Origin of the sequence: Mycobacteroides franklinii (genome assembly GCF_002013895.1) — a bacterium.
In the GTDB taxonomy this organism is placed as follows: Bacteria; Actinomycetota; Actinomycetes; order Mycobacteriales; family Mycobacteriaceae; genus Mycobacterium; species Mycobacterium franklinii.
On sequence record NZ_MAFQ01000006.1, the window covers coordinates 264,971 to 287,393 of the forward strand.

Genomic DNA, 22,423 nt, shown 5'->3' on the forward strand with positions numbered 1-22,423 from the left:
AGGTGCCTGAAAGCTGTGAGATCCCTGCCGCTAATGTAAATGAAGACCGTTTTCATTATCATTAGCGAGAGGGCATATGTTGACTGCTCCGGTGTGGATGGCGTCACCGCCTGAGGTGCATTCAGCTCTGCTCAGCGGCGGTCCGGGCCCCGGGCCGCTGCTCGCGGCTGCTGCCGAGTGGTCATCCTTGGGCGCGCATTACTCCGCGACTGCCGACGAACTGCAGGCGATTCTGACCGCCACCCACACAGGTGCATGGCACGGGCCGAGCGCGGAAATGTATGTGGCAGCGCATGTTCCGTATCTGGAATGGCTCAGCCAGGGCGCCGCCCAGAGCAATGCCCGGGCAGCGCAACACGGGGCCGCGGCCGGCGCGTACAGCGCCGCACTGGCGGTGATGCCCACCCTCACCGAGTTGGCCGCCAACCACGCCACCCACGCGGCACTGGTGGCGACAAACTTCTTCGGTATCAACGCAATTCCTATCGTCGTCACCGAGGCCGACTACGTTCGCATGTGGGTGCAGGCGGCCACCACGATGGCCACGTACCAAGCGGCTTCCGAAGTGGCCTTGGCGTCCACACCGCCTTCCACACCGCCGCCCGTGATCCTGCATGGTCACGATCACGATCATGACCATGAGCACGAACATGGCCACGACGACGACCACGGTCACGGCGACCTGGATCCCACCGACCCGGAGTGGTGGGTACATGTGGCCGGCGAGATGCTCGAACATTTCGAGTTGTTGCTGAACAACCTGCTGACCGATCCCGCCGCACTGCTCACCAACCTTCCGATGGTGTTGGCGGATGTGGCCTTTCATGCAGCCCAATTGGCCTCGACCATCGGCCAATTCGCCCCGGCACTGATCCAGCCCGCGCTGGCTCTGGCGATCGCCAACCTTGGTTGGGCGGCGGGGTTCGCGGGCCTGGCCGGCATCCAACCGTCGCCGGAAATCCTTGCCGCGGAACCCAGTCCGGCAGCGGATGCTCCTACGGCGGCGTCCGCCGGCACCGCCCCGACCACCAGTCCATCGGCGCCGGCTCCGGCACCGACCCCTACGAGCGCCCCCGCGCCCACCCCCACCAGTACCGCACCCGCTCCGTCCCCTCCACCGCCCGTCGGCGACCCGGGCTTCTCCTTTCCGTATGCCGTCGGTGGCGGACCACGCATCGGCGCGGGGGTGACGTTGGCGAGTCAGGCGCGCAGGGGAAGCACTGCGGCAGTGCGGTCCTCGGTGCGGGAAGAGGCCGCCACCGCGGCGACGGCAGCGGCACGACAGGCGCGCCGACGCCGCGACCGGAGCAAGCAAGAAGGACGGGCCGTCGAGTACATGGACATAGATGCCAGCCCAGCATCAGGCAGAGACGAGACCCCTGTAGCGGCTTCACACCGCGGAGCCGGTCCCATGGGTTTCACCGGAACTGCACTCCGAACGGGTGCAACGGCAACGGGATTGGTGACACTGAGCCGCGGCGATGACTTCAGCGAGGGGGCTCGGGCGCCGATGCTGCCGAATACGTGGGATCCGGAGCGCGACAGGGAAGACTAACGTCGCCAAAGTCACCGATTTCAAACAGTCCGTTCGTCCTGCTTACGTCGGCGCGTGGAGGCCGCACCCAACAACAGCGCGGTCAGGTCGTTGTCCCCGGACTGCTTGTCACGGTCCTGTTGATCGTCCTTCTTCTTGTCTTTCGACGAGAACTTCGATGACTGCTGCTTCTGCTGTTTCAGCTGCCTCATCATGTCGTCAATGCGCTGACCGTCCTGCGTGGATTGCTTCTGCTGGTCCGACGACTGGTCGGGCTGCCCCGCATCGTGCTGCGGTGGCTGTTGAGGCCCCTGCTCCAGTTGTTGCGGCGGCTGCCGGGGTGCCTGGTCAGGGCCCTGCGATCCCGGGTTAGCTTGCCCACCTTGATAATCTGGATTCGGAGCGCCCGGCCCCTGCGTGTACGGGTTTGCGTTCTGGTAATCCGGGATCTGTTCGCCATTGGCCGCACGCTGCCACGAGCTATCCGCATTCTGCCCCTGCTGCGCAGAGCCGTTCGGAGTCGACGTGTTCTCCCCTTGTCCCGGCTGCTGGTTGTAGATGCTGATCCCGTTGTTCTGATCAAGACCCGGCGTACCCGAGTTGGCCCCCTGATAGTCCGGCATCTGGTTCGGCATCTGAGGCGGTTGAAACTGCGAGGCGTCAGGCCCATAGGAGCCGTCACCCGGGCCGCCGCCGCAGTCCGGCGGGCACGCCGCGTGCGCCTGCGGCACAGACGCGGGGGTGAACCACCCCAAACCCAGTCCCCCCGCCGAAAACAGCAGCACCGCTGCCACACCCGCAAGCGCCGCAGCCTTCTGGTTCGCGCCCTCGACCCACACCCACAGGCCAGACAGTCCAGTCCACCAGCCCAGGTTCGCCCCGATGGCCCACACCAACACCGCGACGACAGCTGCAGCGGCGGGCAACACGCCGGAACCCGAGATGGTCGGTGCGAGCTTCGGAGTCAGCCAGGCAGCCAAGATCACCAGGCCCAGTGCGCCGGCGATCAGGGCAGCCATCAGCGCCGGGTGCGACGGTGCGTTGTCGCCGCTGCGTCGCGCGCGATCACGCTCCATCAGCAGCCCACTGCTGACCAGCGACTCCTTAACCACACCCGCCAAGTAGTTACCCCCGGCGAACAGCGTGACACCCGCCAACACAGCGATCAGCATCTGACCAGCCCCGAGTAACAGCGACCAGCCGCGCTCGCCGGTCACCGACTGCCACCACGTGCCGTACCCGCCGCGGAAGACCCACCACATGCCCAGCGCGCCGATAATGACTCCGACCGTCGCGATGAACGCTTGCGCAGGCTCCGAAGACCGGTTCTTCGCGTTGTCGAGTATCGCCGTGATGAGGGCCTGAGCACCCCACGTCGCCAGCTTGATGCCGCCGCCGAGCGCGGTCAGTGTCAACAACAACAGCGCAGACCAGCTGATCAGATCAGCGGCACCGTCCCCGCTGCGGTAGAGGTTGTGCAGTGCGGCGACGCCACCGGCGACAAGGGCGCCGCCCGCAGCGAATGACGCTAGTCGGCGTGCCGCACCAGCATCAGCACGGGATTGCGTTTCAAGATCAGGATGAGGCAACTGCTCCGTGGCGACATCAGAACCAGGCAGTTTGCGGCAATTGGTCACTGCTGTCAGGCGTTCCGCCGATGGCACGTATCCCGGCACAATCGCCTCCGTCAAATCCCCGCAAAGTTCCCCAGGCATGAGACTACGCGCACCAGACAGGGGTTGTCCACGCAGACAGCAAACATAACTCTCCTACCGGGGTGAGGGCTCGGAGGGGGTCACCCGGAATCGGTCCGAGGCAGGCCTACCACTGCTTCCTCGTCAAACGCATTCCGCCGCGCAACGACCAGCGCACCGAGGCCGCAATGACAGCTCGCGTGGTCCACCAGAATCGCAATACGGCAATCAGATTCGAGCCCAATAGACCAAATCTGCTCGCCCGACGAGTGACTGCTAAGCAGACGACCGAATCGCCCTGCTCGATCCCATTCCACGTGATGCGAAACCGGCGAACCTGATGGGCAAGGCAGAACGGCTCAAGTTCTAGACTCTCGGCCGCAGGGCTGAGCAACGATGAGTAGGTGACACTGACTAACTAGGCAACGACCTCAAGCCCTCAATCAGCGAGCGCATCTGGAACCAGGTCTCGGCTATGTATTGCCCCTCGATCGCTGGTGCGTGCGTTGAGAGCAAACGTGCTTGACGGGTGAGGTGAATGCAGTCGTCTGCCAGAAACGACCGACACCCCGGCGAGATCGCGGTCCGGATCATGATATCGATGACTGCCCCGACATCAAGATGAAATTTGCCTAGGCCCAAGTGCCTTTGCGCCCGTGAACAAGTCCGACCGCCTCGAAAATCGGCTTCATGAAAAGGCGTGACATCCGATAGGGCACGTTGAAGTGCCCGCGGAAATCCTCCAACGCCGTGCGGAAACCGTGCTCGCTTGCTCGATACTCCGCAAAAACACGATCCAGCACCGATTGATCCCAAAGCTCATCTCGTGCGGCGGCTTGCAATTCCCTGTAAACGACAGAGAGCCAGTCGGTTCCAAACGGCTCGGCGACCGGACCACCCCGTCGCTGGCGTCGAAGACCCGGTTCGAGGAACGACTCAACAGCGCTCCCGTCCCCCGTGTCGAGATCGACGGGCAGCACCTCGGAAATCCGCTTCATCTCGCAGCGCCAATCGTCCAACACATTCGAGTAGTCCACAAAAGTGCGCGGCAGGCCTCGGGTGTCCCGCTCGGCCAAGAGGTTGTATTTCAACCACAGGGCACTGGAAAGCTGCGGCGAGGCCTGCATCAGCTTGGAAAGCGATGCCGACACCTCCTGCGGGTTTCGCACCGCAATCACCGTCGCCACATCGAATCCCGCCAGACGCGCCGCCTCGAACCACATGTTGAACAGCAGAGATATATGTAGAACCTTGATGACCACGAGGGGCGCTTCCGGCAGTGTGCGTATGTATGCTGCAATCTCGGCGGTGAAGGCGGCCTTCTTGTCCTCGCCCAACACCCCCTCTTCTTGTAGGCGCAGCGTCGGATCGAAAAAGCTACTGCCGTGGCGGTATAGGAGCTTTTCGTTCAGATGCAAGGCTGCGCGCGGTTCCCAGTACCCGCGCGGATTGCCGGAGTCGGCCCCCAACATCCCGGCGGGGAGTGCCGCTCCACACAGCGACAGAACCCGGGTGAGGGCCGATGTCCCCGACCGCCCCATGCCCAAGACGAACACAATGACCGGGCGCCCGGGCGCTGACAATGCCCGGTCGACCTGGGCGGTCACGGACAGGAGTCCGCGCTCAGTGCCGCACGCGGCAGCACCAGGACGTCGGACGGATCCAAGAGATGCATGAGCTGGTACCCAGTGGCGGTCATCGATACCCCGATCTGATGTTTTCCCTCGCTGCACAAGTTTGATTCATTAACGAAACAACCCTTGACCGAGCCAGGCTAACCTCACCCGATATTGATCACAACCCGTAACTCGGCAATACCGCCGCCATTCACGCGATCGAAAACTCGCGCAGCAATCGAGTCGCAATCGCAGCAGCACATAACATTCCCGGCGATGGCAGATTTGGCTCCCACCAGCACGCCCGATGTCAATTACGATAGTCAACCGTAACCAATTATGGCACTCCGCAAATGCGGGGGTGCGCAACGCAGCTACCGCCGCATAAAGCCTATTAACATCGCATTACTTAATGCTATGAGAGACACTGCGCGCCAATATGCGACCCACGGTCGGCGATCGTCACGCCGCCGACGTACAGTTTTCGCCCGGCTGGCGCCCCGGTCCACGAACCGCACCGTCCGCCGACACACCGCGACAAAATGTCGTCAGAAAACTTTCTTCACACCTCCACCGCAAGCAGATGTCGGCGTACGTAACCTCGCTGCGGCCGATCGTGGACCACCTCGGCGGCCAGCCGGTACAGAGCATCACCAAGGACGACATCGAGACGGCAGTCCAGGCGCTGCGCACGGGCACATCGAAGATGGGTACCTGGAATGCGCCGACCAAGCTGAAGAAAAGCGCGAAGAAGGTGCGGTCGAAATGGCCTGCGACATCGATCAATCCGATGCTCGCTAAAACGCGCTCCGTCTTCGACGACTTGGTGAACCAGGGCATCGTGGTGCGGAACGTCGCAGCGCTAGTGAAGAGCCTCCCGGCTAAGAAGGCTGAAATGCACACCCTCGACGGCGACCCGGTCGTCACGCTCCTCGATGCGACGGCCGGCGATCCATTCGCGATCGCCTGGCTGCTCGCGGTGTAGGGCCTGCGCCGTGGCGAGATTCTCGCGATCGACATCGACAAAGACATCGATGCGACCACCATCCGTCGACGAGTCGCGGATCGCCGTCTCCGGAGGCAGCGTGAGCGGCGCAACCAAAACAGTGACAAGCACCCGCACGTTGCCGATGCCAGAGGATCTAGCGCCGCGAGCGCAAGCGTCACGCGAAACTAAAGCTGCTGCTGGGATCGAAGTGGACCAACACCGGTCTGCTCGTAGTTGACGAGTTAGGGAACCCGCCTCACCCGGACACCGTCACGGCGGCCTGGCGCAGAGCCCTGGCGAACGCCGGACTCCCTCACGTTCGCCTGCACGACGCGCGCCACAGCTGCGCCACGCTGATGCACCTCAACAGGGTGCCCGTCGTCGTGATCGCCGCGTGGCTCGGCCACAAGGATCCTGGCTTCACGCTCCGCACGTATGCCCACAGCACCAACGACGCGTTGGCTGAAGCGGCAGCCATGCTCGGCACGATCACGGCGCGGAAGACGAAGGACGCTCAGTAGCCCGCTGCTGCGAATAAGGCAGCCGATGTGTCATATGTGTCAGATTCGAGTCACACAGAAGTTGCCCCGAAAACGAGAAAAACCACCTGCTATCAGGTGATTTTTATGGTGGCCAGGGCCGGGATCGAACCGGCGACCTTCCGCTTTTCAGGCGGACGCTCGTACCAACTGAGCTACCTGGCCGGACGGCAGACCCACTACATACTGCCTCGCCGTACTGGCGACCCTGACGGGACTCGAACCCGCGACCTCCGCCGTGACAGGGCGGCGCGCTAACCAACTGCGCCACAGGGCCTTACTCTGCTCCCAGTATGACTGGTTGCGTACCCCCAACGGGATTCGAACCCGTGCTACCGCCGTGAAAGGGCGGCGTCCTAGGCCACTAGACGATGGGGGCCCATTCCGAATCTCTCCGGGGTACCCACAACGCTTGTCGCGTTGGGAGCTTGCACAGCTTAGGACACAACTGCCTCAGAACCCAAACCGGATAACCTCGGTGCTCGCGCGCCCACCCGACCAGTATCCTGTCTCGGCACGCCCCTATAGCTCAGTTGGTAGAGCTACGGACTTTTAATCCGCAGGTCCCAGGTTCGAGCCCTGGTGGGGGCACCAGATTATCCGTTGCAATCAGCGGGAGCAGGAGCCTTACCAGGTCATCGACCGGCTCATACCGTTCGGCCAATGACCTCCACGGCCGAGAACACCGCCACCGGGACGCACCCATCTCAATCCCGTCCCGTGACGTTCAGGCAGGCGTTCTTCGTGGCCGTGACGGCGGGCCTGGGATACGGCTTCGACTCCTATGCGGTGAACATCTACGGCCTGGTGCTGCCCGAGATCAAGAACACACTGCACATCACCGAGGCCCAGGCCGGATACATCGGCTCGATCTTCCTGCTCGGGTACACCATTGGCACCGTCGGATTCGGCCTCGCAGCGGACCGGTGGGGCCGCAAGACAACGCTCGGGGCCTCGATCCTGCTGTACGGCATCACCACCGCCCTGGCCGGCCTCACCACGAACGTCGCCGCGTTCACCGGGCTGCGATTTCTGACGGGTGTCGGCGGCGCCGGCGAGCTCGCCGTCGGCGCGCCCTACACGGCCGAGGTGTGGCCCGCCAAAACCCGGGCCATAGGCGTTGGTGGCGTGATCTTTTCGCTCTTCTCACTGGGGTACGTCCTGGCCGCCGGAGTCGCCTTGCTGTTGGTTCCGCATTTCGGTTGGCAGGCGGCGTTCATCGTCGCGATCGTCCCCGCAGTCTTGCTTTTCCTTGCCCGCCAAGGCATCAAGGAATCACACCGCTACACCCAGACCAAGGCCAAGGTCGCCGGCGGCGCCGCCAAACCCACACTGTGGCACGTGCCGGGAGTGCGGCGGCGCCTCCTGGTCGGCTGGCTCGTCTACACCGCCAATGCGGTCGGCTACTGGGGCATGACGCTGTTCCTGACCACCTACATCGTCAGGAAATTCCACGCCACGTCCATAGACGCGATCCGCTATGCACTCGTCTTCTTCCTGCTGCAGGCCGTCTTCGTGTTCATCGGCACCGCACTGGCCGACTGGATCGGGCGACGCCCCTCGGCCATCCTCGGCGCTGTCATCGAAATCGTTTCCACCGCATTGGGAGCCACCTCAGACACACTGCCCGAGTACCTGGTCTTCGGCGCCATCTCCATCGCCACGCTCGGCTGGCTCTGGGGCGTCGGCGATACGTATGTCGCCGAACTCTTCCCTACTGTGCTGCGCGGCACCGGGTTCGGCATCGCGGTCGGCGGCGGGCGCGTTGTGTCCATCGCGGCACCAGCCCTGGTGGGCTGGGCCATCACGCACTACGGAATCCAGACGCCGTATCTGGCCCTCAGCGCCCTGTGGATTCTCACGATCATCGGGTACCTGCTGGGACCCGAGACCAGAGGCAAGGAGCTGGAAGATCTTGCCGACGAAGCCTTTACCGAAGACCTGACGTCCTAGCCCACACAACTGGGGGCACCGGCAGCGCCTGCCGATGCCCCCAGTCGCAACACCTCTTAGCCGACGGAATCCGCGGCGGCCTCGACAATGAGATCAGCGATAGCCACCGGCTGAGATGCCAGCGAGGCGTGGCTGGCATCCAATTCGATGATCTTTCGGGGGCTGATCCGCTGCGCCATCCGGCGTTCGTTATCCGGGTTGATCATCCGGTCTTGCGTTGATACCTGGTACCACGAGGGCTTGCTCCGCCACGCGGGTGCGGTGATGGCGTCACCGAATGTCGATGCCAGCGGCGCCTTTTGAGTGACGGCCATGACAAGCGCAGCATCCTCGGACAGATCCTGAGCGAAGCTCTCACGGAACTTGTCCTGCTTGATCCACAGGTAGCCGTCGCTATCCGGCTCCAGATTGGCCGCGGCAGCCGGCGGCAGCTGCTCGGTCAGCTGACCGGGGCTCTCACCGGCGTCGGGGGCGAACGCCGCGACATAAACCAGGCCCGCCACGTTCGGCAGGTCGCCCGCCTCGGTGATCACCGCCCCACCGTAGGAGTGCCCGACAAGCAGTACCGGCCCGTCGATCCGCGCCACCATCTGCCGCGTGCGGGCAGCATCGTCGGCCAGTGAGGTCAACGGGTTCTCCACCGCGTGAAGATCCCCATACCCGCGACCGTGCAGCTCGACGATCACGTTTCCCCAATGTGCGGCACCGCCCCAGAATCCGTGGACCAGGACGATAGCTGGTTTGCTGGGCATATCTGCCTCTCAGTAGATGTTGGACGACCTCCACCCCGTGGACACCGCCATCGTCGGCGTTGTTGACTTCATGGGGCACCACCAACATATTTGGATAATGAGGCAAGTGACATGACCCGTAGTCCAGATTATTTTGCCGATCATCCAGAATCTCTCAGCGTGTCCGCAGGGACTCCGGATATCGACGCCTTCTCCGGCGTCCTGTCCACAATCCGGCTGCAGGGTGAATCCGCAGTGCGTTGCTCTGCAGAGCCCCCGTTCGATATCGCCGTACCCGCACGTGAACGTGTCTTGCACATCGCCGAGACTCCCGGGCTCCGCGTGCATATCGAGGGAGCTCCGGTGTGCACGCTTGATGCCGGCGACATGGTGCTGCTGGCACGCGGCACGGCTCATCGCCTCTCGGGTACCGAGCCGACCCACGGATACGAACCCCTGAGCGCCACCTGGTGGGTGAGCGGCAGGTTCACCGCCGAGAGGACGGCCGCCGACCCCCTGCTGTCGGTGCTGCCACCGGCCATCGTCATTCATGCCAGCCGGCCCGGTCACGAATGGCTGCCACTGTCTCTTCAGCTCATCCTGGCCGAGATCGTCACACCCAGTCCTGGCTCGTGGGTCATGATTTCGCGAATCCTGGACCTGCTGTTCATCCACGCGCTGCGCGAATGGTCGAGCTCCCATCGCACCGAACCGGGTTGGCTCACCGCCGCCATGGATCCACGGCTTGCTCCCGTGCTCACCGCGATACACAACAACCTGGAGCATCCCTGGTCGATCGCGGAGCTCGCCCAGCACGCGCGGCAGTCACGCTCAGCTTTCACCCAGAGATTCACCGAGCTACTGGGGCAGCCGCCCGCCAGTTACATTACCGAGCGACGGCTCGACCGCGCGGCCCATCTCCTGCGCTCCACCACCGACGCGGTGAGCCAGATCGGACGAACCGTCGGATACACCTCGGACGCCGCATTCAGCCGCGCGTTCCAACGCCGATTCGGCGAGCCTCCCCTGCGTTGGCGCACACACCAACGGCCCCGATCACCTCAAGTCAGCGACTAGCTCTGCGGCTCAACACGATTCCCGCGATCACAATCGCCCCGCCCAAGGGTTCGTGCCAGCCGATGTGCTCATCCAACAGCAATGCACCCAACAACACCCCGATCACCGGTGTCAGATAGGTGACCGACGATGCCGCGGTGGCACCCCATCCATTGATGATGTGGGTGTTCCACACATATGCCAAACCTGTGCCCAGCACCCCGAGTGCCAGCATGCTCAGCACCACCGCGGGCGTCGCAGACACCGCGTGACGATCCGCAATCGCGACAACAACGGTCAGTAAGGCCGCCCCCACACCCACTTGGATTCCGGCGACCGTCAGCGCAGGCAGGCCCAGCGGCGTGACGTACTTGCGCATGTAGACGAAGCCAATCCCGTAGCTCATCGTCGCTGCCAAACACGCGAATTGCGCGAGCACCGGTTCCCCGTGGCCGATCAGTTGCCACGGCGCCAGCACCACACATACCCCCAGAAACCCCAATCCCAGTCCGAGCAACTGCATTCGGCTGGGCCGTTCGGCGCGTAGGGCGACGAGCGTGGCCACGGTGGTCATCAGCGGCGTTGCCGCGTTGTAGATGCTCGCCAGTCCGGAATCGATGCTCTGCTCGGCCCACGGGTACAGGACGAACGGAATCACGCAGAGCGTCAGCGAGACCACCGCGATATGTCCCCAGATTTTGAGCTCGCGCGGCAGCGGAACCCGAAGCAACACCATCAGGGAGATGAGGGTGAGGGCACCGAAATCCAGGCGTGCGGCCGCCACCTGCAGTGCCGATAGCCCGTGCAGTCCGACCTTGATGAACAGGAAGCTCCCGCCCCACACCAGGGCAAGGGCCGCGAACTGGATCGGAAGCCAGCGGCTGCGGGCCGGTGCGACGGTCGCGGTATCCACTGCGCAATTGCACAGCACCGCCGAGCGCGGGCGCTAGCGGTTTTTCGCCGTCGTCTACACGCCGGTGCTGGAGCCCGGGCGCACGATCATCAGCACCGTCACCACCGCCCACAACAGGTTGAAAATCCCGGTAGACATCGCCAGCCTCGCGAAAACCCGCGCGTCAGGCGATTCGCCTTCCCCCAACTGAGCCAACACACGCTGCTGCCGCGGCAACACCACGAATACCAGCACGGCCGCCGCCACCCCCGTGAGCACCAGCGACGCGATCAACCACGCGCTGCCCAGCACGCCCATCAGATCGGCCAACGGCAGTCCGAACATCGGAACCGCGATCCCCACCACCGCATACACCCGGCACACCCGGTGCAATGTGCGCAGACTGCCCAGATCCACACCGCCATCGCCCACCGCCCGGCGTGCGAACGCTGGAAACATGCTGGCTGCCACCGCGATTGGCCCCACCGCGAGAATCACGGCCAGGACGTGGATCGAAAGCAATACCTTGGTCACGCGCAGACGGTATCGGCTCCCACACCGGGCCCGAAAGGCCGCCGCTGGCCATATTTCGACGACTTTTGGCCGTATCGGGCCGCAATCTTGGGAGTATGTGCCGATGGGCCGTCGAATACTGATGTATTTCACCGTGTTCGGGATCGCGATGTGGTTCTTCGGAAACCTGTACGAGGCCATCGTGATCGGGCCCAACATCGCCGGCGACAGCAAGGAGCAACTAAGGGCCTTCCAGCAGTTCACCGAGGTGACCAACCCGGTGTACTACTACGTGCCCCTGACCTTGATCGCCGCGATCACGCTGCTCGTGTGGTTCTTTCGCACACCATGGAAGGCACCCGAGAAGCTCTCGTTGTCGCTGTCCGCCGTAGCCCAGATCGCCGGCATCGCCCTTTCCGTCTATATCGTCACCACGCTCAACATGACGCTCTTCTTCGGCTCTCTGGGAGAAACCCCCAAGGAGCTGCACCAACTCGCCCTGCACTGGAATCTGCTCAACCTCGTTCGTCTGGCGCTGGCTGCCACCGCACTGATATTCGCCATGAGGGCCTTACGCCTCGTGTGGCAGGCCGCCGGTCGACACCCGACCACCGCCGTGTGAAACTGCCCCTGTTCCGGATATCTCGACGAGGAGATCAGCATGCCCAGCAGCTCGCGAACGGTGGTCATCACCGGAGCCAACGCCGGAATCGGCATGGCCACCGCACAGCGGTTGGCCACCGACGGGCACTCCATCGTCATGGCCTGCCGCAATCAACAGAAAGCCCGGGCAGCGCGCGATCAGATCCTGGCCGCGACGCCGGGCGCTCAAGTCGACGTCATGTCGCTGGACCTGTCCTCCTTCGAACACATCCGCCGCTTCGCCGGCGAGCTGGCCGCGCAGCACCCCCAGGTCGATGTGTTGATCAACAACGCCGGCGCCTCACCAATGCGGCAATCCACCACACAGGACGGCTTCGAACTGCAGTGGGGTGCCAACTATTTGGGCCCCTTCCTGCTGACGCACCTGCTGCTTCCCCAACTACAGGCCGCGCGAAGCGGCGATGCACGCGTCATCCACTTGTCCTCCGTTGCCCACAGCACCGGACGGATCAACGAAAAGACCTGGCAAGGAAGGCGTCTCTACTTCACCTACGCGGCGTATGCGCAGTCCAAGATGGGCAATCTCATGTTCAGCAACGCACTCGCGCGCCGCTTGCCCCGCGGGGTCACGTCGAACGCGCTGCATCCCGGCAACGTCAGATCCGACATCTGGCGTGAGATACCGCGGCCAGTCCGCTCACTGGTGATGTTGGCACTGATCACGCCGGAGCGGCCAAGTCGACTGATCGCCGACATGGCGGTGTCGGACGATTACCACGGGCGTAACGGAGAATATCTCGCCGCACAAAGGCCAAGCCCGGTCCGGCGCTACACCAGAAACCAAGCGGCGCAAGATGACCTGTACGCCAAAAGCTGCGATCTCGTCGGTGTAGACCCGCTGCCGTTGCGCGGCTAGGAGACGTTGAGGCGGCGGTCGGCCTCGATAGCGAGATGGAGTTCAGCGATATCGCGGGGACGGGCGACATCGCGACCCGTCAGTTGCTTCAACCTGCGCAGCCGGTATCGGACGGTGTTCGGATGACAGAACAACGCCGCTGCGGTGGCGGGGATGGAGCCATCGCAAGCCACCCACTGCTGAAAGGTGCTCACAAGCAGCTGCCGGTCCGCGGCACCGACATCGGCAAGGCCGCCCAACACCAGGTCGCGGTATCGCTCCATGGTCTGCGGATCGGTAATCGCCGCAATGGCATAGGGATTCACGTCGAATGCGACGACCGCCTCGTCCTCGGTGGTCGCAAGCAGGGCCGCCTTGGCATAGTTGAGGGGGGAACCGGGCGGTGGGTAGCCGTCATACACCGGGCTGACCCCGATTCGCCGCACACCTAGACCGCGTAACACTTCGTTCAGCTCGCCGAGCCGCGAACGCGTAACGACCGCAACAACACCCACGTGCATATCAGGCTCAACCCGCCAGGCGGAGGCGAATCCGTGGTCGCGGAGGGCCTTCTCCGCAGCCCCTAATGCGCGGTAGTCGAGCGGCCCCGAGTCAATGGCGACCACGACGAAGCACCCAGATTCCGGTAACCCGAGCAGATGCGCCGCGTCCCACGCGGTGATGCCCGTCGGCAGGCGGCCGTCGATCAGCCCACCTACCAGCGCCGATCGTTCCTGATCGCGTTGGAGCAGCTGCTCGACGACAACGTCGCGATATCCCTCGGCCATCGCATCCGTATATCTGTCTTGGTTCTGCCATGCCTGTGAAGCCGCAGCCCGCAACTCCTGCCGAGACAGACCTGCCGTGTCGATCGCCTGCGAAAGTTGGTCCCACAGAAACTGCCCCCCGGCCCGGTAGGCCGACATCACGTCGGCCAGCGGCACTCCCTGTTCTGCGCGCAACCTGCCGACCCGACCCGCCGCGCTGGTATCGGGGGTACCCGAACCCATTACCTCCAAGAGGAACACCATCTGGTCACGGCCTGCCGCGAACAGATCCTCATCGGTAACCAGCCCAGGATCCCGGTATGCCGCGACGCGTTCACGAATGATCCGGCACTGTTTGGCGCTCAGCTCGTCCACCCGGGTGAGCAGTTGGCGTCCGACTGCCCGCAGATTTGCCCCCACTGTGTCCGCCGGCGGCTCACTCATACCACGAGGATACAACTCCCCGGACCATTCAAATTGTTCAAATCAACAATTTGATGTCTCTCCATCTTGGCTCTACAGCCATCGACGTGCGGCTCAGATGCGAATAGATTGTTCATATACCCAGAATTGAGTTCTCGGAACACATCGGAGTGACACCGGATCCTGGGGCCACCGACCGAGCGGGTGATCGAACACCGACATTGCTCGCAACCGCAGAGAAGGAAAAGCGACAATGAGCGATCGGCAGAAGACCATGGCAGTCGTCGGCGCTGGCGTCATCGGCCTGTCGTGGGCCCGGCTGGCCCGCAACCATGGATGGCGAGTCGGCATCACCGATCCCCGCGATGATCTCGACGCGTTGGTCGCAGCGACCTTCGGCGCGGATAACCCCGACGTGTTCGGGAGCCATGCGCTGACCGATGTGGTCGCGGAAGCCGACCTGGTCCAGGAGAACGGCCCAGAGCGTCTGGCCGTCAAACATGAGCTGTTCGGCCAGTTTCTGGACTCGGCGCCCGAACACGCGGTGTTGGCCACCTCGAGTTCCTCTATTGGGGCGACCCTCATCGCCGACGGTCTGAGCGCCGGTGACCGGGTCATCGTGGGCCATCCGTTCAATCCGCCCGAGCTGATGCCGCTGGTTGAGGTGGTTCCAGGAGCTCAGACGAGTGAATCCACACTGCAGAACGCCCTTGAGCTGTATCGGGCACTGGGCCGAGCACCGATTGTGATCCGCAAGGAGGTTCCCGGCTTCGTCGCCAACCGCCTCCAAGTTGCGCTGACCCGCGAAGCGCAGTATCTCGTGGAGGAGGGAGTAGTCAGCGTCGCGGACCTCGATATCGCTCTGCAGAATTCGCTTGGCTTGCGCTGGGCCGCAACAGGATTGTTCGAAGGAAACGCGCTAGGCGGCGGCCCGGAGGGCGCACGGCATCTCTACGAGGGCGTTGGCGCCGAGGTGGGCAAGATCGCACTCGGGACTCCCTCAGCGGACCCGCAGGTAATCGAGCAACTGATCGAAGACATTGATTCCGCCTACGGAACCGGCCAGCAGAACTACCAACGACTACTCGCCCGGCGCGATGAACGCACTAGCGCTGTCTTGGCAGCACTTCGTCAATTAGACGCCTGAACGAGCACGATACCTCAAGGAGAACACCATGTTTCGATACCTGTTGGCGCTGAACCAGATCAAGAGATCCATCCTGAAGTTTCCCGTTTCCGGCGGACAATTCACGGAACTGGTTACGGGACTGAATGAATTGCCCGACGGCATCATCGTCGATCCCGCCCGGGAGAACATCTACTGGACGAACATGGGCGTGCCCACCCTTGTGCACCCCGCTGAACCGCCAACCGAACACAACCTGGATTTCTACGGGCAGAACGGCTCCATCGAGAGGGCCGCAATCGACGGCAGCGGGCGGGGCTATCTCCTGCCGACAGGAAGTTTCGTTACCGGAAAACAGCTTTCGGCAGCATGGTCACTAGGACGCCTGTATTGGTCCGATCGCGAGGGCGCGGCCATCCGCAGCGTGCGACTGGACGGCAGCGACCTGCGCGACGAGGTCGTGGTCGCCACCACCGACAAAGACCGTCACATTGCCCGCAATCAATGTGTCGGACTGGCGATTGACGAGCGCAACGGCCTCCTGTACTGGACCCAGAAGGGCCCGTCCAAGGGCGGCGACGGCCGAATCTTCCGGACTTCCTTGGAGATTCCCGACGGACAGGCCCCGACGCGCCGCGATATCGACGTGCTCTGGTCCGACCTACCCGAGCCGATCGACATCGAACTCGACCTTGATGCCGGACTGATCTACTGGACCGACCGCGGCGCCGCGCCCTTGGGCAACACATTGAACAAGGCTCGTATCCCCGCTCCAGGACAACGAGGCGGCGCCGTAACCGTTCTCGCGTCCGGGTTCGGGGAAGCCATTGGCCTGGCCGTGGACAAGGAAGCCGGCATCGCCTACGTGAGCGATATGGCGGGCGAGATTCGGGCAGTCAACCTCGACGGCAGCGGCGAACACACGTTCGCGAAGGTCGACGGAAATTTCACCGGAATCATCGGTATCTGAACATAACTCACCAGTCGTCAGCACAGATAGGAACAGAACATGACGTATTCACCCCCGACAGACATCGCCAATCGCCCGGTCGCCGTGCTGGGCGCAGGCACGCTCGGCCGCCGCATCGCCCTTACCTTCGCCACACGGGGCGGAGTGGTGCGTCTCTACGACGTCTCCGAGGACTCGCTGAAGTCAGCCAGGGAATTCCTCGACCAACGGATTCCGCAATTGGTCTGGGCCAGAAGCGATGAGGGGGCCACAGCCGCCACCGTCGAGTACTTCACGGACCTGCCCAGCGCGGTGAAGGATGCCTGGTATGTCGTTGAGTCCGTTCCCGAAGTGCAGGCACTCAAGATCGATATCCTGGGCCAGCTCGACGAAATCGCCGCACCCGACACGATCATCGGCACCAACTCGTCGTCCTTCAGGAGTGGTGAGCTCATCGGAAAGGTCAAACACCCGGAACGATTTCTGAACACCCACTACGGGCAGCCACCCGAAGCCCCACAGGCCGAGTTGATGACCGACGGAAAGACCGACGAACGGATCTTCGACGTCCTCAGCGAGGAACTGCCCAAACACGGCTTCGTCACCGCCGTAGCCCGTAAGGAAAGTGTCGGCTTCATCATCAACCGGGTGTGGGCTGCCATCAAGCGCGAAGCCCTGGCAGTTGTCGCCGAGGGAGTCTCGACGCCGGCCGAGTTCGACCGAATCTGGGTCGCATCCGGTATGAGCTCAGTGGGCGTGTTTCGGACTATTGATCACGTCGGCCTCGACGTCGCGCTGGACATCGAGAAGAACTACATCGACCACTTCCCTTACATCCCTGCCACATCGCGGGACCTTCTCCAGCGATATGTCGACGACGGCAAGCTGGGCGTGAAGTCCGGCGAGGGCTTCTACAACGACTACCCGCAGCCGTCACACGACTAGGCGCCTCACCTCAGCGCGCGAATCCCGTTGTACAGCACCATAACCCCGATCACGACCAGGATTGCCGCCATCAATGCGGCGTTGTTCTTCTCCATCCAGTCCTTGAGCCGCCGCATCGCGTCGTCAAGACGATGACCGGCGGCCGCGTAAGCCAGTATCGGCACGGCGACCGATGACGCGGCCACGACGACGAAGAACACCGCGGCCAGCCAGCGATCCGCGTCGTCAAGCCCGCTGGCACCGATCGCCAATCCGGCTGGGATGCAAATGAACAGGACATCAGGCCGGACCACCACCAAGGCCGTCCCGGTGATCGCCGCCCGGACAGGTCCGATGGTGGAGAACGATCGCATCCAGCCCGGCGACTCGGTGTGATGATGCCGGGTAAGCCATCGGTAGATGCCGAAGACGATCAGCACCGATCCGAGGACCACCCGCACCCAGGAGGCCCAGTTCGGCACCGACCTGTGTAGCCCGCCCAGTAAGCCCGTGGCCCCGACACACAACGCCGTCAGCGCCGCCAAGCCCAATAGCCAGCCCGCGAGGAAGGCCAGACCGCTCGGCCGTGGCCGCGGCGCCTGCAGGACCAGCACCGCCGGGACGACGGTGATCGGTGAGAGTGCGACAACCAGCCCGAGTGGAATGAGCCCGGTGAGGACCGAACCCCAACTTCCTACCATGAGCAGCAATCATGGCACCACGGACACGGCGTGACCGCCGAAATACAAACTGCGGCTAGGTCGCTTTGGGGTTGTAGTGATTGGGGCTGCCCCAGGTGTCGCTCGGCGGCAGGTTGTAGTCCGGGGTCTGCGGCAGCGGAGCATCCGCGGGGATGCGCCCGAGCGCGCGATCCCATCCGGCACGAGCGCGCGGATGACGACGCTTGCGCTCCGGCACGAACGTGAAGAGCAGGTTGACACCCTGCCCAAACTTGCGGTGTAACCACGCATCACGCGCGGACCAGGTGTATCCAAAGCGTTCCCGGACAGCCGGGTGATACAGCCCAACGGTCAGCCACACGAAAAGCGGAGCCACCAGACGGCGCTGGAAGCGCCACACGCGCTCAGGAATCCAGGGCGCGAACGGCGGCACCGCAAGAGTCGTCAGGTCAAGCACGTCACGTGCCGCCTTCTGATCCTCTAAGACGTTGGTGCACATGTGATCCCAGTACTCCTGGAATTCTTCCCAGCTCGCCGGTACGGGCCGCATGCTCATGCCGTACATCTGGTACCAGACGATGTGCTCGTCGAACAGCTGACGCTTTTCGGCTTCTCCGATTCCGCCGCTCAGCCAGTCCGCCACCACGATCGTGCCCATAAAGAAGGTCGCGTGTGCCCAGTAGAAAACGTCGGGGTTGAGCGCGCTGTAGCGGCGCCCCTGGTCATCCACGCCCTTGATGTTGACGTGATAGTCGCGCACCTCGGCGCCCGTCATGGGTGCGCGATCTCCGTCGAACACGACCCCGCCGATCGGGTACAGGGAGCGCAAAAGCCGCTGCCAACGCTCCCGGAAGAACAACGAATGCTGCTCAACGGCCGCACCCAGCTGCGGGTGCATGTTTTGCATGGATCCGGCATACGGCCCCTGCAGCACTCCGCGCCAATCGCCGAAGTACTTCCACGTCAACGACTCCGGCCCCAGCGGGACCGGCGTGGACTTACCCGTTCCGTGACTCACCGGGCAACCCGACATGAAGGCGCCGGATTCGGCGGCAGGCTGCGCCTGGGCGAGCTCGGACATATCGTTGACCATTCGGAACGCTCCGTTGCAGTTCGACGTATAGTGACAATCACGGTTGTCAACTTTGATATCAGATTAGGAGGCCCGTGCCGAACGGTCAAGCGCAGCGACGTAGCTGGGCGGGTGTCTCACCTGCCGAGCGGGCTGATGAGCGGCGCCGCGAACTCATGGCGGCCGGCGTGCGGCTGCTCGGACTCAGCCCCCGCCCTGCCGTCACCGTCCGCGCCGTCTGCCGATCTGCGGGCATGACCGAGCGGTACTTCTACGAGAACTTCTCCGACCGCGACACCTTTGTCCGGGCGGTCTACGACCACGTGGGTTTCCGTGCCATCGAGGCGCTCAGTCATGCGCGGTCCGCGCATGAGGGGGTCGACGCTTTCGTCCGGCTCATGGTGGACGAACCCACCATGGGGCGCGTCCTGCTGATAGCACCGACCTTTGAGCCGACACTTTCCGAGTCCGGATATGACTGGCTGCCGCGATTCGTGGCGCTGCTCCAGGGAAAGCTCAGCACCAACCTCACCGACGAGGTGCAGCAACAGCTGGTCGCCACCAGCCTGGTGGGGGCACTGACAAGCCTTTTCCGGGGATACCTCAACGAGGAGCTGAGAGTGGACCGGCAGCGATTCGTGGACTACTGCGTGCAGATCCTGCTACAGGGTGTCAACTCGACGGCTGGCGCGACGGCTACGTCGAGGCCGACTTCGCCTTCTCCTCAGCAGCCTTCTTAGCCGCCGCGACCTCTGCCTTGTAGCAGCGCAAGGTCACGTGGACCATCTTGCCGCGGTCGTCCTGTCCCTTCTTGACGGTGAAGGCTTCCTGGTGCGCGACAAGGCAATTGTCCAGGCCAACTTGATCGCCCGAACGCCCGGCAACCACCACCGTGTAGCCCTCGCCCTTGAGCGTCGAGGAGGCATCGCTGTAGAACTGCCCGGTGGTGTCGGTGGGACCGCCCGCATGAGCCAGGCCGGCCATCGCCAATGAGAAACCCACACCCGCAGCCGCGACAATGGTCGCGTTCACTACCGACTTCACCGATACACCTCCACCTTGGCTTGCCAGGAAGCATACTGCGGGTGTAACGGCCTCGCAGCTCCAGCGAGAAAAGCATCAATCCGCACGTCGGAAGGCACGCGGAAGGGTGGATGTGTGTCGCGGCCCGTCCACTTGTATGCAACCGCCGTTTACAGATATATTGACTGCAACTTCCAGATACAGATAACTCTGTCGAACCGAGGACCGCATTCATGTCGCAGAAGGAATTCACCGACCTTGAGCTCCTGCACGAGCTTGAGCCTGTGGTCGAGGAGAATGTCCATCGCCACCTCGGCGTCACCAAGGACTGGAACCCGCACGACTACGTCCCGTGGTCCGAGGGCAAGAACTACAAGGCATTAGGTGGCCAGGACTGGGATCCGGAGCAGTCCAAGCTCTCCGAGGTCGCCAAGGTCGCGATGATCACCAACCTGTTGACCGAGGACAACCTGCCCTCGTATCACCGTGAGATCGCGATGAACTTCACGATGGACGGACCGTGGGGTACCTGGGTCAACCGTTGGACCGCGGAAGAAAACCGCCACGGCATCGCCATCCGCGACTACCTGGTGGTGACCCGCTCGGTCGATCCGATCGAGTTGGAGAAGCTGCGTGTGGAGCAGATGACCCGCGGCTTCTCTCCCGGCCAGAACCGGCAGGGCGGCGAGGAACTGTTCGCCGAGAGCCTGTTCGACTCGGTGGTCTACGTGACGTTCCAGGAGCTGGCCACCCGCGTCTCGCACCGCAACACCGGTAAGGCCTGCGCCGAGCCCGTCGCCGATGAGCTGCTCAAACGCATCTCCACCGACGAGAACCTGCACATGATCTTCTACCGCAACATGGTCTCGGCCGGCCTGGAAATCGCCCCCAACCAGGCCATGAAGTCCATTCACCGAGTGCTCGACAACTTCAAGATGCCCGGCTACACGATTCCGGGATTCCGCCGCAACGCCGTCACCATCGCCACCGGCGGCGTCTACGACCCGCAGTCGCACCTCGACGAGGTCGTGCTGCCGGTGCTGCGCAAATGGCGCATCTTCGATCGTGACGACATCAACGGCGAGGGCGAGTGGTATCGCGAGGACCTGAACCGCATCGTCGGCGATCTGAAGAAGACCTCGTCCGACTTCGAGGAAGTCAAGGCCAAGTACCTGGACCGCCAGGCCAAGCGCGCCGAGCGCAATGCCGCCAAGGCCGCCCGGGAAGCGGTCAGCGTCTAATCGAAATGACACCGTGACTGCATCCGTCGATCTGCCGGAGGCCCGGTCTGCATTGCGGATCGGGTCTTTGGCATTACCGAGCCCTGTCGTGTTGGCGCCCATGGCCGGCGTCACCAACGTCGCGTTCCGCACGCTGTGCCGAGAGCTGGAGTTGGCAACCTCCGGCACCGTCAGCGGTCTCTATGTCTGCGAGATGGTGACCGCCCGCGCGCTCGCCGAACGGCACCCCACCACCCTGCACATGACGGCCTTCTCCCCCGAGGAGTCGCCGCGGTCCCTGCAGCTGTATTCGGTGGACCCGGAAACGACGTATCGGGCCGCCAAGATGGTGGTCGACGAGAATCTCGCCGACCACATCGACATGAACTTCGGCTGCCCGGTCCCGAAGGTCACCCGCAACGGCGGAGGCGCCGCACTTCCCTATAAGCGACGGCTGTTCGGTCAGATCGTCAAAGCTGCGGTGGCTGCGACCGAAAACACCGAAATCCCGGTGACGGTGAAATTCCGCGTGGGCATCGACGATGACCATCACACCCACCTGGACGCCGGCGCCATCGCCGAGGCCGAGGGGGCCGCGGCCGTCGCATTGCATGCCCGCACCGCCTCACAGCGCTACTCGGGCACCGCCGACTGGAGCCAGATCGCCGCGCTCAAGAATCACGTCACCACCATCCCCGTCCTCGGGAACGGCGACATTTTCGATGCCACCGACGCGGTGGCCATGATGGAACAGACCGGCTGCGACGGCGTCGTCATTGGCCGCGGATGTCTCGGACGTCCGTGGCTCTTCGCCGAATTAAGTGCCGTTTTCAACGGTCAGACGATTCCGGAGCCACCGAATCTCGGTCAGGTAACGGACATCATGCGCCGCCACGCGGAGTTGCTCGTCGATCATTTTGGCGAAGACAAGGCGTTGCGCGATATGCGCAAGCACATCGCCTGGTACCTGCACGGCTTCCCCGCCGGCGGCGATGTCCGGCGAGCACTGGCTCTCGTGCGTACCCGCGCCGAGCTGGACACCCTGCTCAATCAGCTCGATCAGACCGCCCCGTTCCCCGACGGTGGAAACGGGCCCCGAGGGCGTCAGGGGTCACCCGCGAAGGTGTCGCTGCCCGATGGCTGGCTCAATGACCCCGACGATTGCACGGTTCCCTCGGCTGCCGACGTCATGCACTCTGGTGGGTGATGTGGGGTCACATCTAGG

At 63.4% G+C, this 22,423-nt stretch carries 21 protein-coding genes, 4 tRNA genes and 1 pseudogene; 14 read left to right on the forward strand and 12 right to left on the reverse strand.

Features of this window, described 5'->3' with window-relative positions:
- Window positions 1-76: 76 nt before the first annotated feature.
- Window positions 77-1,555 carry a PPE family protein gene (locus B4393_RS11075; RefSeq protein WP_078334195.1) on the forward strand — a complete coding sequence of 493 codons (1,479 nt, stop codon included), beginning with the start codon at window positions 77-79 and terminating at the stop codon, window positions 1,553-1,555.
- A 29-nt stretch (window positions 1,556-1,584) separates the two neighbouring features.
- Here the strand turns inward: B4393_RS11075 and B4393_RS11080 are convergent.
- Both B4393_RS11080 and B4393_RS11090 read right to left on the reverse strand, forming a co-directional pair.
- Window positions 1,585-3,210 (reverse strand): annotated as a pseudogene (locus B4393_RS11080) (hypothetical protein); the annotation flags it as partial.
- 650 nt (window positions 3,211-3,860) lie between these two features.
- Complete coding sequence (locus tag B4393_RS11090; RefSeq protein ID WP_078334436.1) at window positions 3,861-4,769, reverse strand: sulfotransferase family protein; 909 nt, start codon at window positions 4,767-4,769, stop codon at window positions 3,861-3,863.
- Window positions 4,770-5,427: 658 nt separating this feature from the next.
- On the opposite strand from B4393_RS11090, the gene B4393_RS28370 reads away from it, so the two are divergent.
- A complete protein-coding gene (locus B4393_RS28370) occupies window positions 5,428-5,829 on the forward strand; it encodes a hypothetical protein (protein ID WP_330359276.1) in 402 nt (133 codons plus the stop codon).
- Between the two features lie 227 nt (window positions 5,830-6,056).
- On the forward strand, window positions 6,057-6,353 hold the full coding sequence (locus B4393_RS28375; protein ID WP_330359277.1) for a tyrosine-type recombinase/integrase: 297 nt from the start codon (window positions 6,057-6,059) through the stop codon (window positions 6,351-6,353).
- A gap of 106 nt (window positions 6,354-6,459) precedes the next feature.
- On the opposite strand, the gene B4393_RS11100 is transcribed toward B4393_RS28375, so the two are convergent.
- The 3 genes from B4393_RS11100 to B4393_RS11110 all read right to left on the reverse strand — a co-directional run bounded on the left by B4393_RS11100 (window position 6,460) and on the right by B4393_RS11110 (window position 6,750).
- A tRNA-Phe gene (locus B4393_RS11100) sits at window positions 6,460-6,536 on the reverse strand.
- A gap of 35 nt (window positions 6,537-6,571) precedes the next feature.
- Window positions 6,572-6,648, reverse strand: a tRNA-Asp gene (locus B4393_RS11105).
- Window positions 6,649-6,677: 29 nt separating this feature from the next.
- Window positions 6,678-6,750, reverse strand: a tRNA-Glu gene (locus B4393_RS11110).
- A 139-nt stretch (window positions 6,751-6,889) separates the two neighbouring features.
- On the opposite strand from B4393_RS11110, the gene B4393_RS11115 reads away from it, so the two are divergent.
- Window positions 6,890-6,965, forward strand: a tRNA-Lys gene (locus B4393_RS11115).
- 69 nt (window positions 6,966-7,034) lie between these two features.
- Window positions 7,035-8,324, forward strand: coding sequence for an MFS transporter (locus tag B4393_RS11120; protein ID WP_078334198.1), 1,290 nt, complete (start codon window positions 7,035-7,037; stop codon window positions 8,322-8,324).
- 56 nt (window positions 8,325-8,380) lie between these two features.
- Here the strand turns inward: B4393_RS11120 and B4393_RS11125 are convergent, their stop codons facing one another.
- A complete protein-coding gene (locus B4393_RS11125) occupies window positions 8,381-9,076 on the reverse strand; it encodes an alpha/beta hydrolase (RefSeq protein WP_078334199.1) in 696 nt (231 codons plus the stop codon).
- Window positions 9,077-9,187: 111 nt separating this feature from the next.
- Between B4393_RS11125 and B4393_RS11130 the strand changes: the two genes are divergently transcribed.
- The gene (locus B4393_RS11130) at window positions 9,188-10,132 is read left to right on the forward strand and encodes an AraC family transcriptional regulator (RefSeq protein WP_078334200.1); all 945 of its coding nucleotides are present in this window, start codon (window positions 9,188-9,190) and stop codon (window positions 10,130-10,132) included.
- Here the strand turns inward: B4393_RS11130 and B4393_RS11135 are convergent.
- Both B4393_RS11135 and B4393_RS11140 read right to left on the reverse strand, forming a co-directional pair.
- Entirely contained in the window at window positions 10,122-11,024 is a 903-nt protein-coding gene (locus B4393_RS11135; protein ID WP_078334201.1) for a DMT family transporter, read from the reverse strand. The genes B4393_RS11130 and B4393_RS11135 overlap by 11 nt on opposite strands.
- 54 nt (window positions 11,025-11,078) lie before the next feature.
- The gene (locus B4393_RS11140) at window positions 11,079-11,537 is read right to left on the reverse strand and encodes a DUF2269 family protein (RefSeq protein WP_070936653.1); all 459 of its coding nucleotides are present in this window, start codon (window positions 11,535-11,537) and stop codon (window positions 11,079-11,081) included.
- Window positions 11,538-11,640: 103 nt separating this feature from the next.
- On the opposite strand from B4393_RS11140, the gene B4393_RS11145 reads away from it, so the two are divergent.
- Both B4393_RS11145 and B4393_RS11150 read left to right on the forward strand, forming a co-directional pair.
- Window positions 11,641-12,138 carry a DUF1772 domain-containing protein gene (locus B4393_RS11145; RefSeq protein ID WP_070936654.1) on the forward strand — a complete coding sequence of 166 codons (498 nt, stop codon included), beginning with the start codon at window positions 11,641-11,643 and terminating at the stop codon, window positions 12,136-12,138.
- A 39-nt stretch (window positions 12,139-12,177) separates the two neighbouring features.
- Window positions 12,178-13,035, forward strand: coding sequence for an SDR family NAD(P)-dependent oxidoreductase (locus B4393_RS11150; RefSeq protein WP_078334202.1), 858 nt, complete (start codon window positions 12,178-12,180; stop codon window positions 13,033-13,035).
- Here B4393_RS11150 and B4393_RS11155 read toward each other — a convergent pair.
- Window positions 13,032-14,225 (reverse strand): PucR family transcriptional regulator, encoded by a 1,194-nt coding sequence (locus B4393_RS11155; protein WP_078334203.1) that lies wholly within the window; start codon window positions 14,223-14,225, stop codon window positions 13,032-13,034. The genes B4393_RS11150 and B4393_RS11155 overlap by 4 nt on opposite strands.
- A gap of 232 nt (window positions 14,226-14,457) precedes the next feature.
- Here B4393_RS11155 and B4393_RS11160 point away from each other — a divergent pair, with 232 nt between their 5' ends.
- From B4393_RS11160 to B4393_RS11170, 3 genes are read left to right on the forward strand one after another with little or no spacing between them, the layout of a single operon-like run.
- Entirely contained in the window at window positions 14,458-15,351 is an 894-nt protein-coding gene (locus B4393_RS11160) for a 3-hydroxyacyl-CoA dehydrogenase NAD-binding domain-containing protein (RefSeq protein WP_078334204.1), read from the forward strand.
- 28 nt (window positions 15,352-15,379) lie between these two features.
- Window positions 15,380-16,300 carry a hypothetical protein gene (locus B4393_RS11165; RefSeq protein ID WP_078334205.1) on the forward strand — a complete coding sequence of 307 codons (921 nt, stop codon included), beginning with the start codon at window positions 15,380-15,382 and terminating at the stop codon, window positions 16,298-16,300.
- Between the two features lie 39 nt (window positions 16,301-16,339).
- Window positions 16,340-17,224: a 3-hydroxyacyl-CoA dehydrogenase family protein gene (locus B4393_RS11170; protein ID WP_078334206.1), complete on the forward strand. Its 885-nt coding sequence runs from the start codon at window positions 16,340-16,342 to the stop codon at window positions 17,222-17,224.
- 5 nt (window positions 17,225-17,229) lie between these two features.
- On the opposite strand, the gene B4393_RS11175 is transcribed toward B4393_RS11170, so the two are convergent.
- Both B4393_RS11175 and B4393_RS11180 read right to left on the reverse strand, forming a co-directional pair.
- Window positions 17,230-17,904, reverse strand: a complete 675-nt coding sequence (locus B4393_RS11175) for a GAP family protein (RefSeq protein WP_078334207.1) — start codon at window positions 17,902-17,904, stop codon at window positions 17,230-17,232.
- Window positions 17,905-17,959: 55 nt separating this feature from the next.
- A complete protein-coding gene (locus tag B4393_RS11180; protein WP_078334208.1) occupies window positions 17,960-18,976 on the reverse strand; it encodes an oxygenase MpaB family protein in 1,017 nt (338 codons plus the stop codon).
- Window positions 18,977-19,050: 74 nt separating this feature from the next.
- Between B4393_RS11180 and B4393_RS11185 the strand changes: the two genes are divergently transcribed.
- Entirely contained in the window at window positions 19,051-19,695 is a 645-nt protein-coding gene (locus tag B4393_RS11185; protein WP_078334209.1) for a TetR/AcrR family transcriptional regulator, read from the forward strand.
- On the opposite strand, the gene B4393_RS11190 is transcribed toward B4393_RS11185, so the two are convergent.
- On the reverse strand, window positions 19,652-19,999 hold the full coding sequence (locus tag B4393_RS11190; protein WP_078334210.1) for a hypothetical protein: 348 nt from the start codon (window positions 19,997-19,999) through the stop codon (window positions 19,652-19,654). The two genes, B4393_RS11185 and B4393_RS11190, sit on opposite strands and share 44 nt — an antisense overlap.
- Window positions 20,000-20,211: 212 nt before the next feature.
- Between B4393_RS11190 and B4393_RS11195 the strand changes: the two genes are divergently transcribed.
- Together B4393_RS11195 and dusB are read left to right on the forward strand one after the other, a co-directional pair.
- Window positions 20,212-21,219, forward strand: coding sequence for an acyl-ACP desaturase (locus B4393_RS11195; protein ID WP_078334211.1), 1,008 nt, complete (start codon window positions 20,212-20,214; stop codon window positions 21,217-21,219).
- A gap of 13 nt (window positions 21,220-21,232) precedes the next feature.
- On the forward strand, window positions 21,233-22,405 hold the full coding sequence (gene dusB / locus B4393_RS11200) for a tRNA dihydrouridine synthase DusB (RefSeq protein WP_109558503.1): 1,173 nt from the start codon (window positions 21,233-21,235) through the stop codon (window positions 22,403-22,405).
- The last annotated feature ends 18 nt before the right edge of the window (window positions 22,406-22,423 follow it).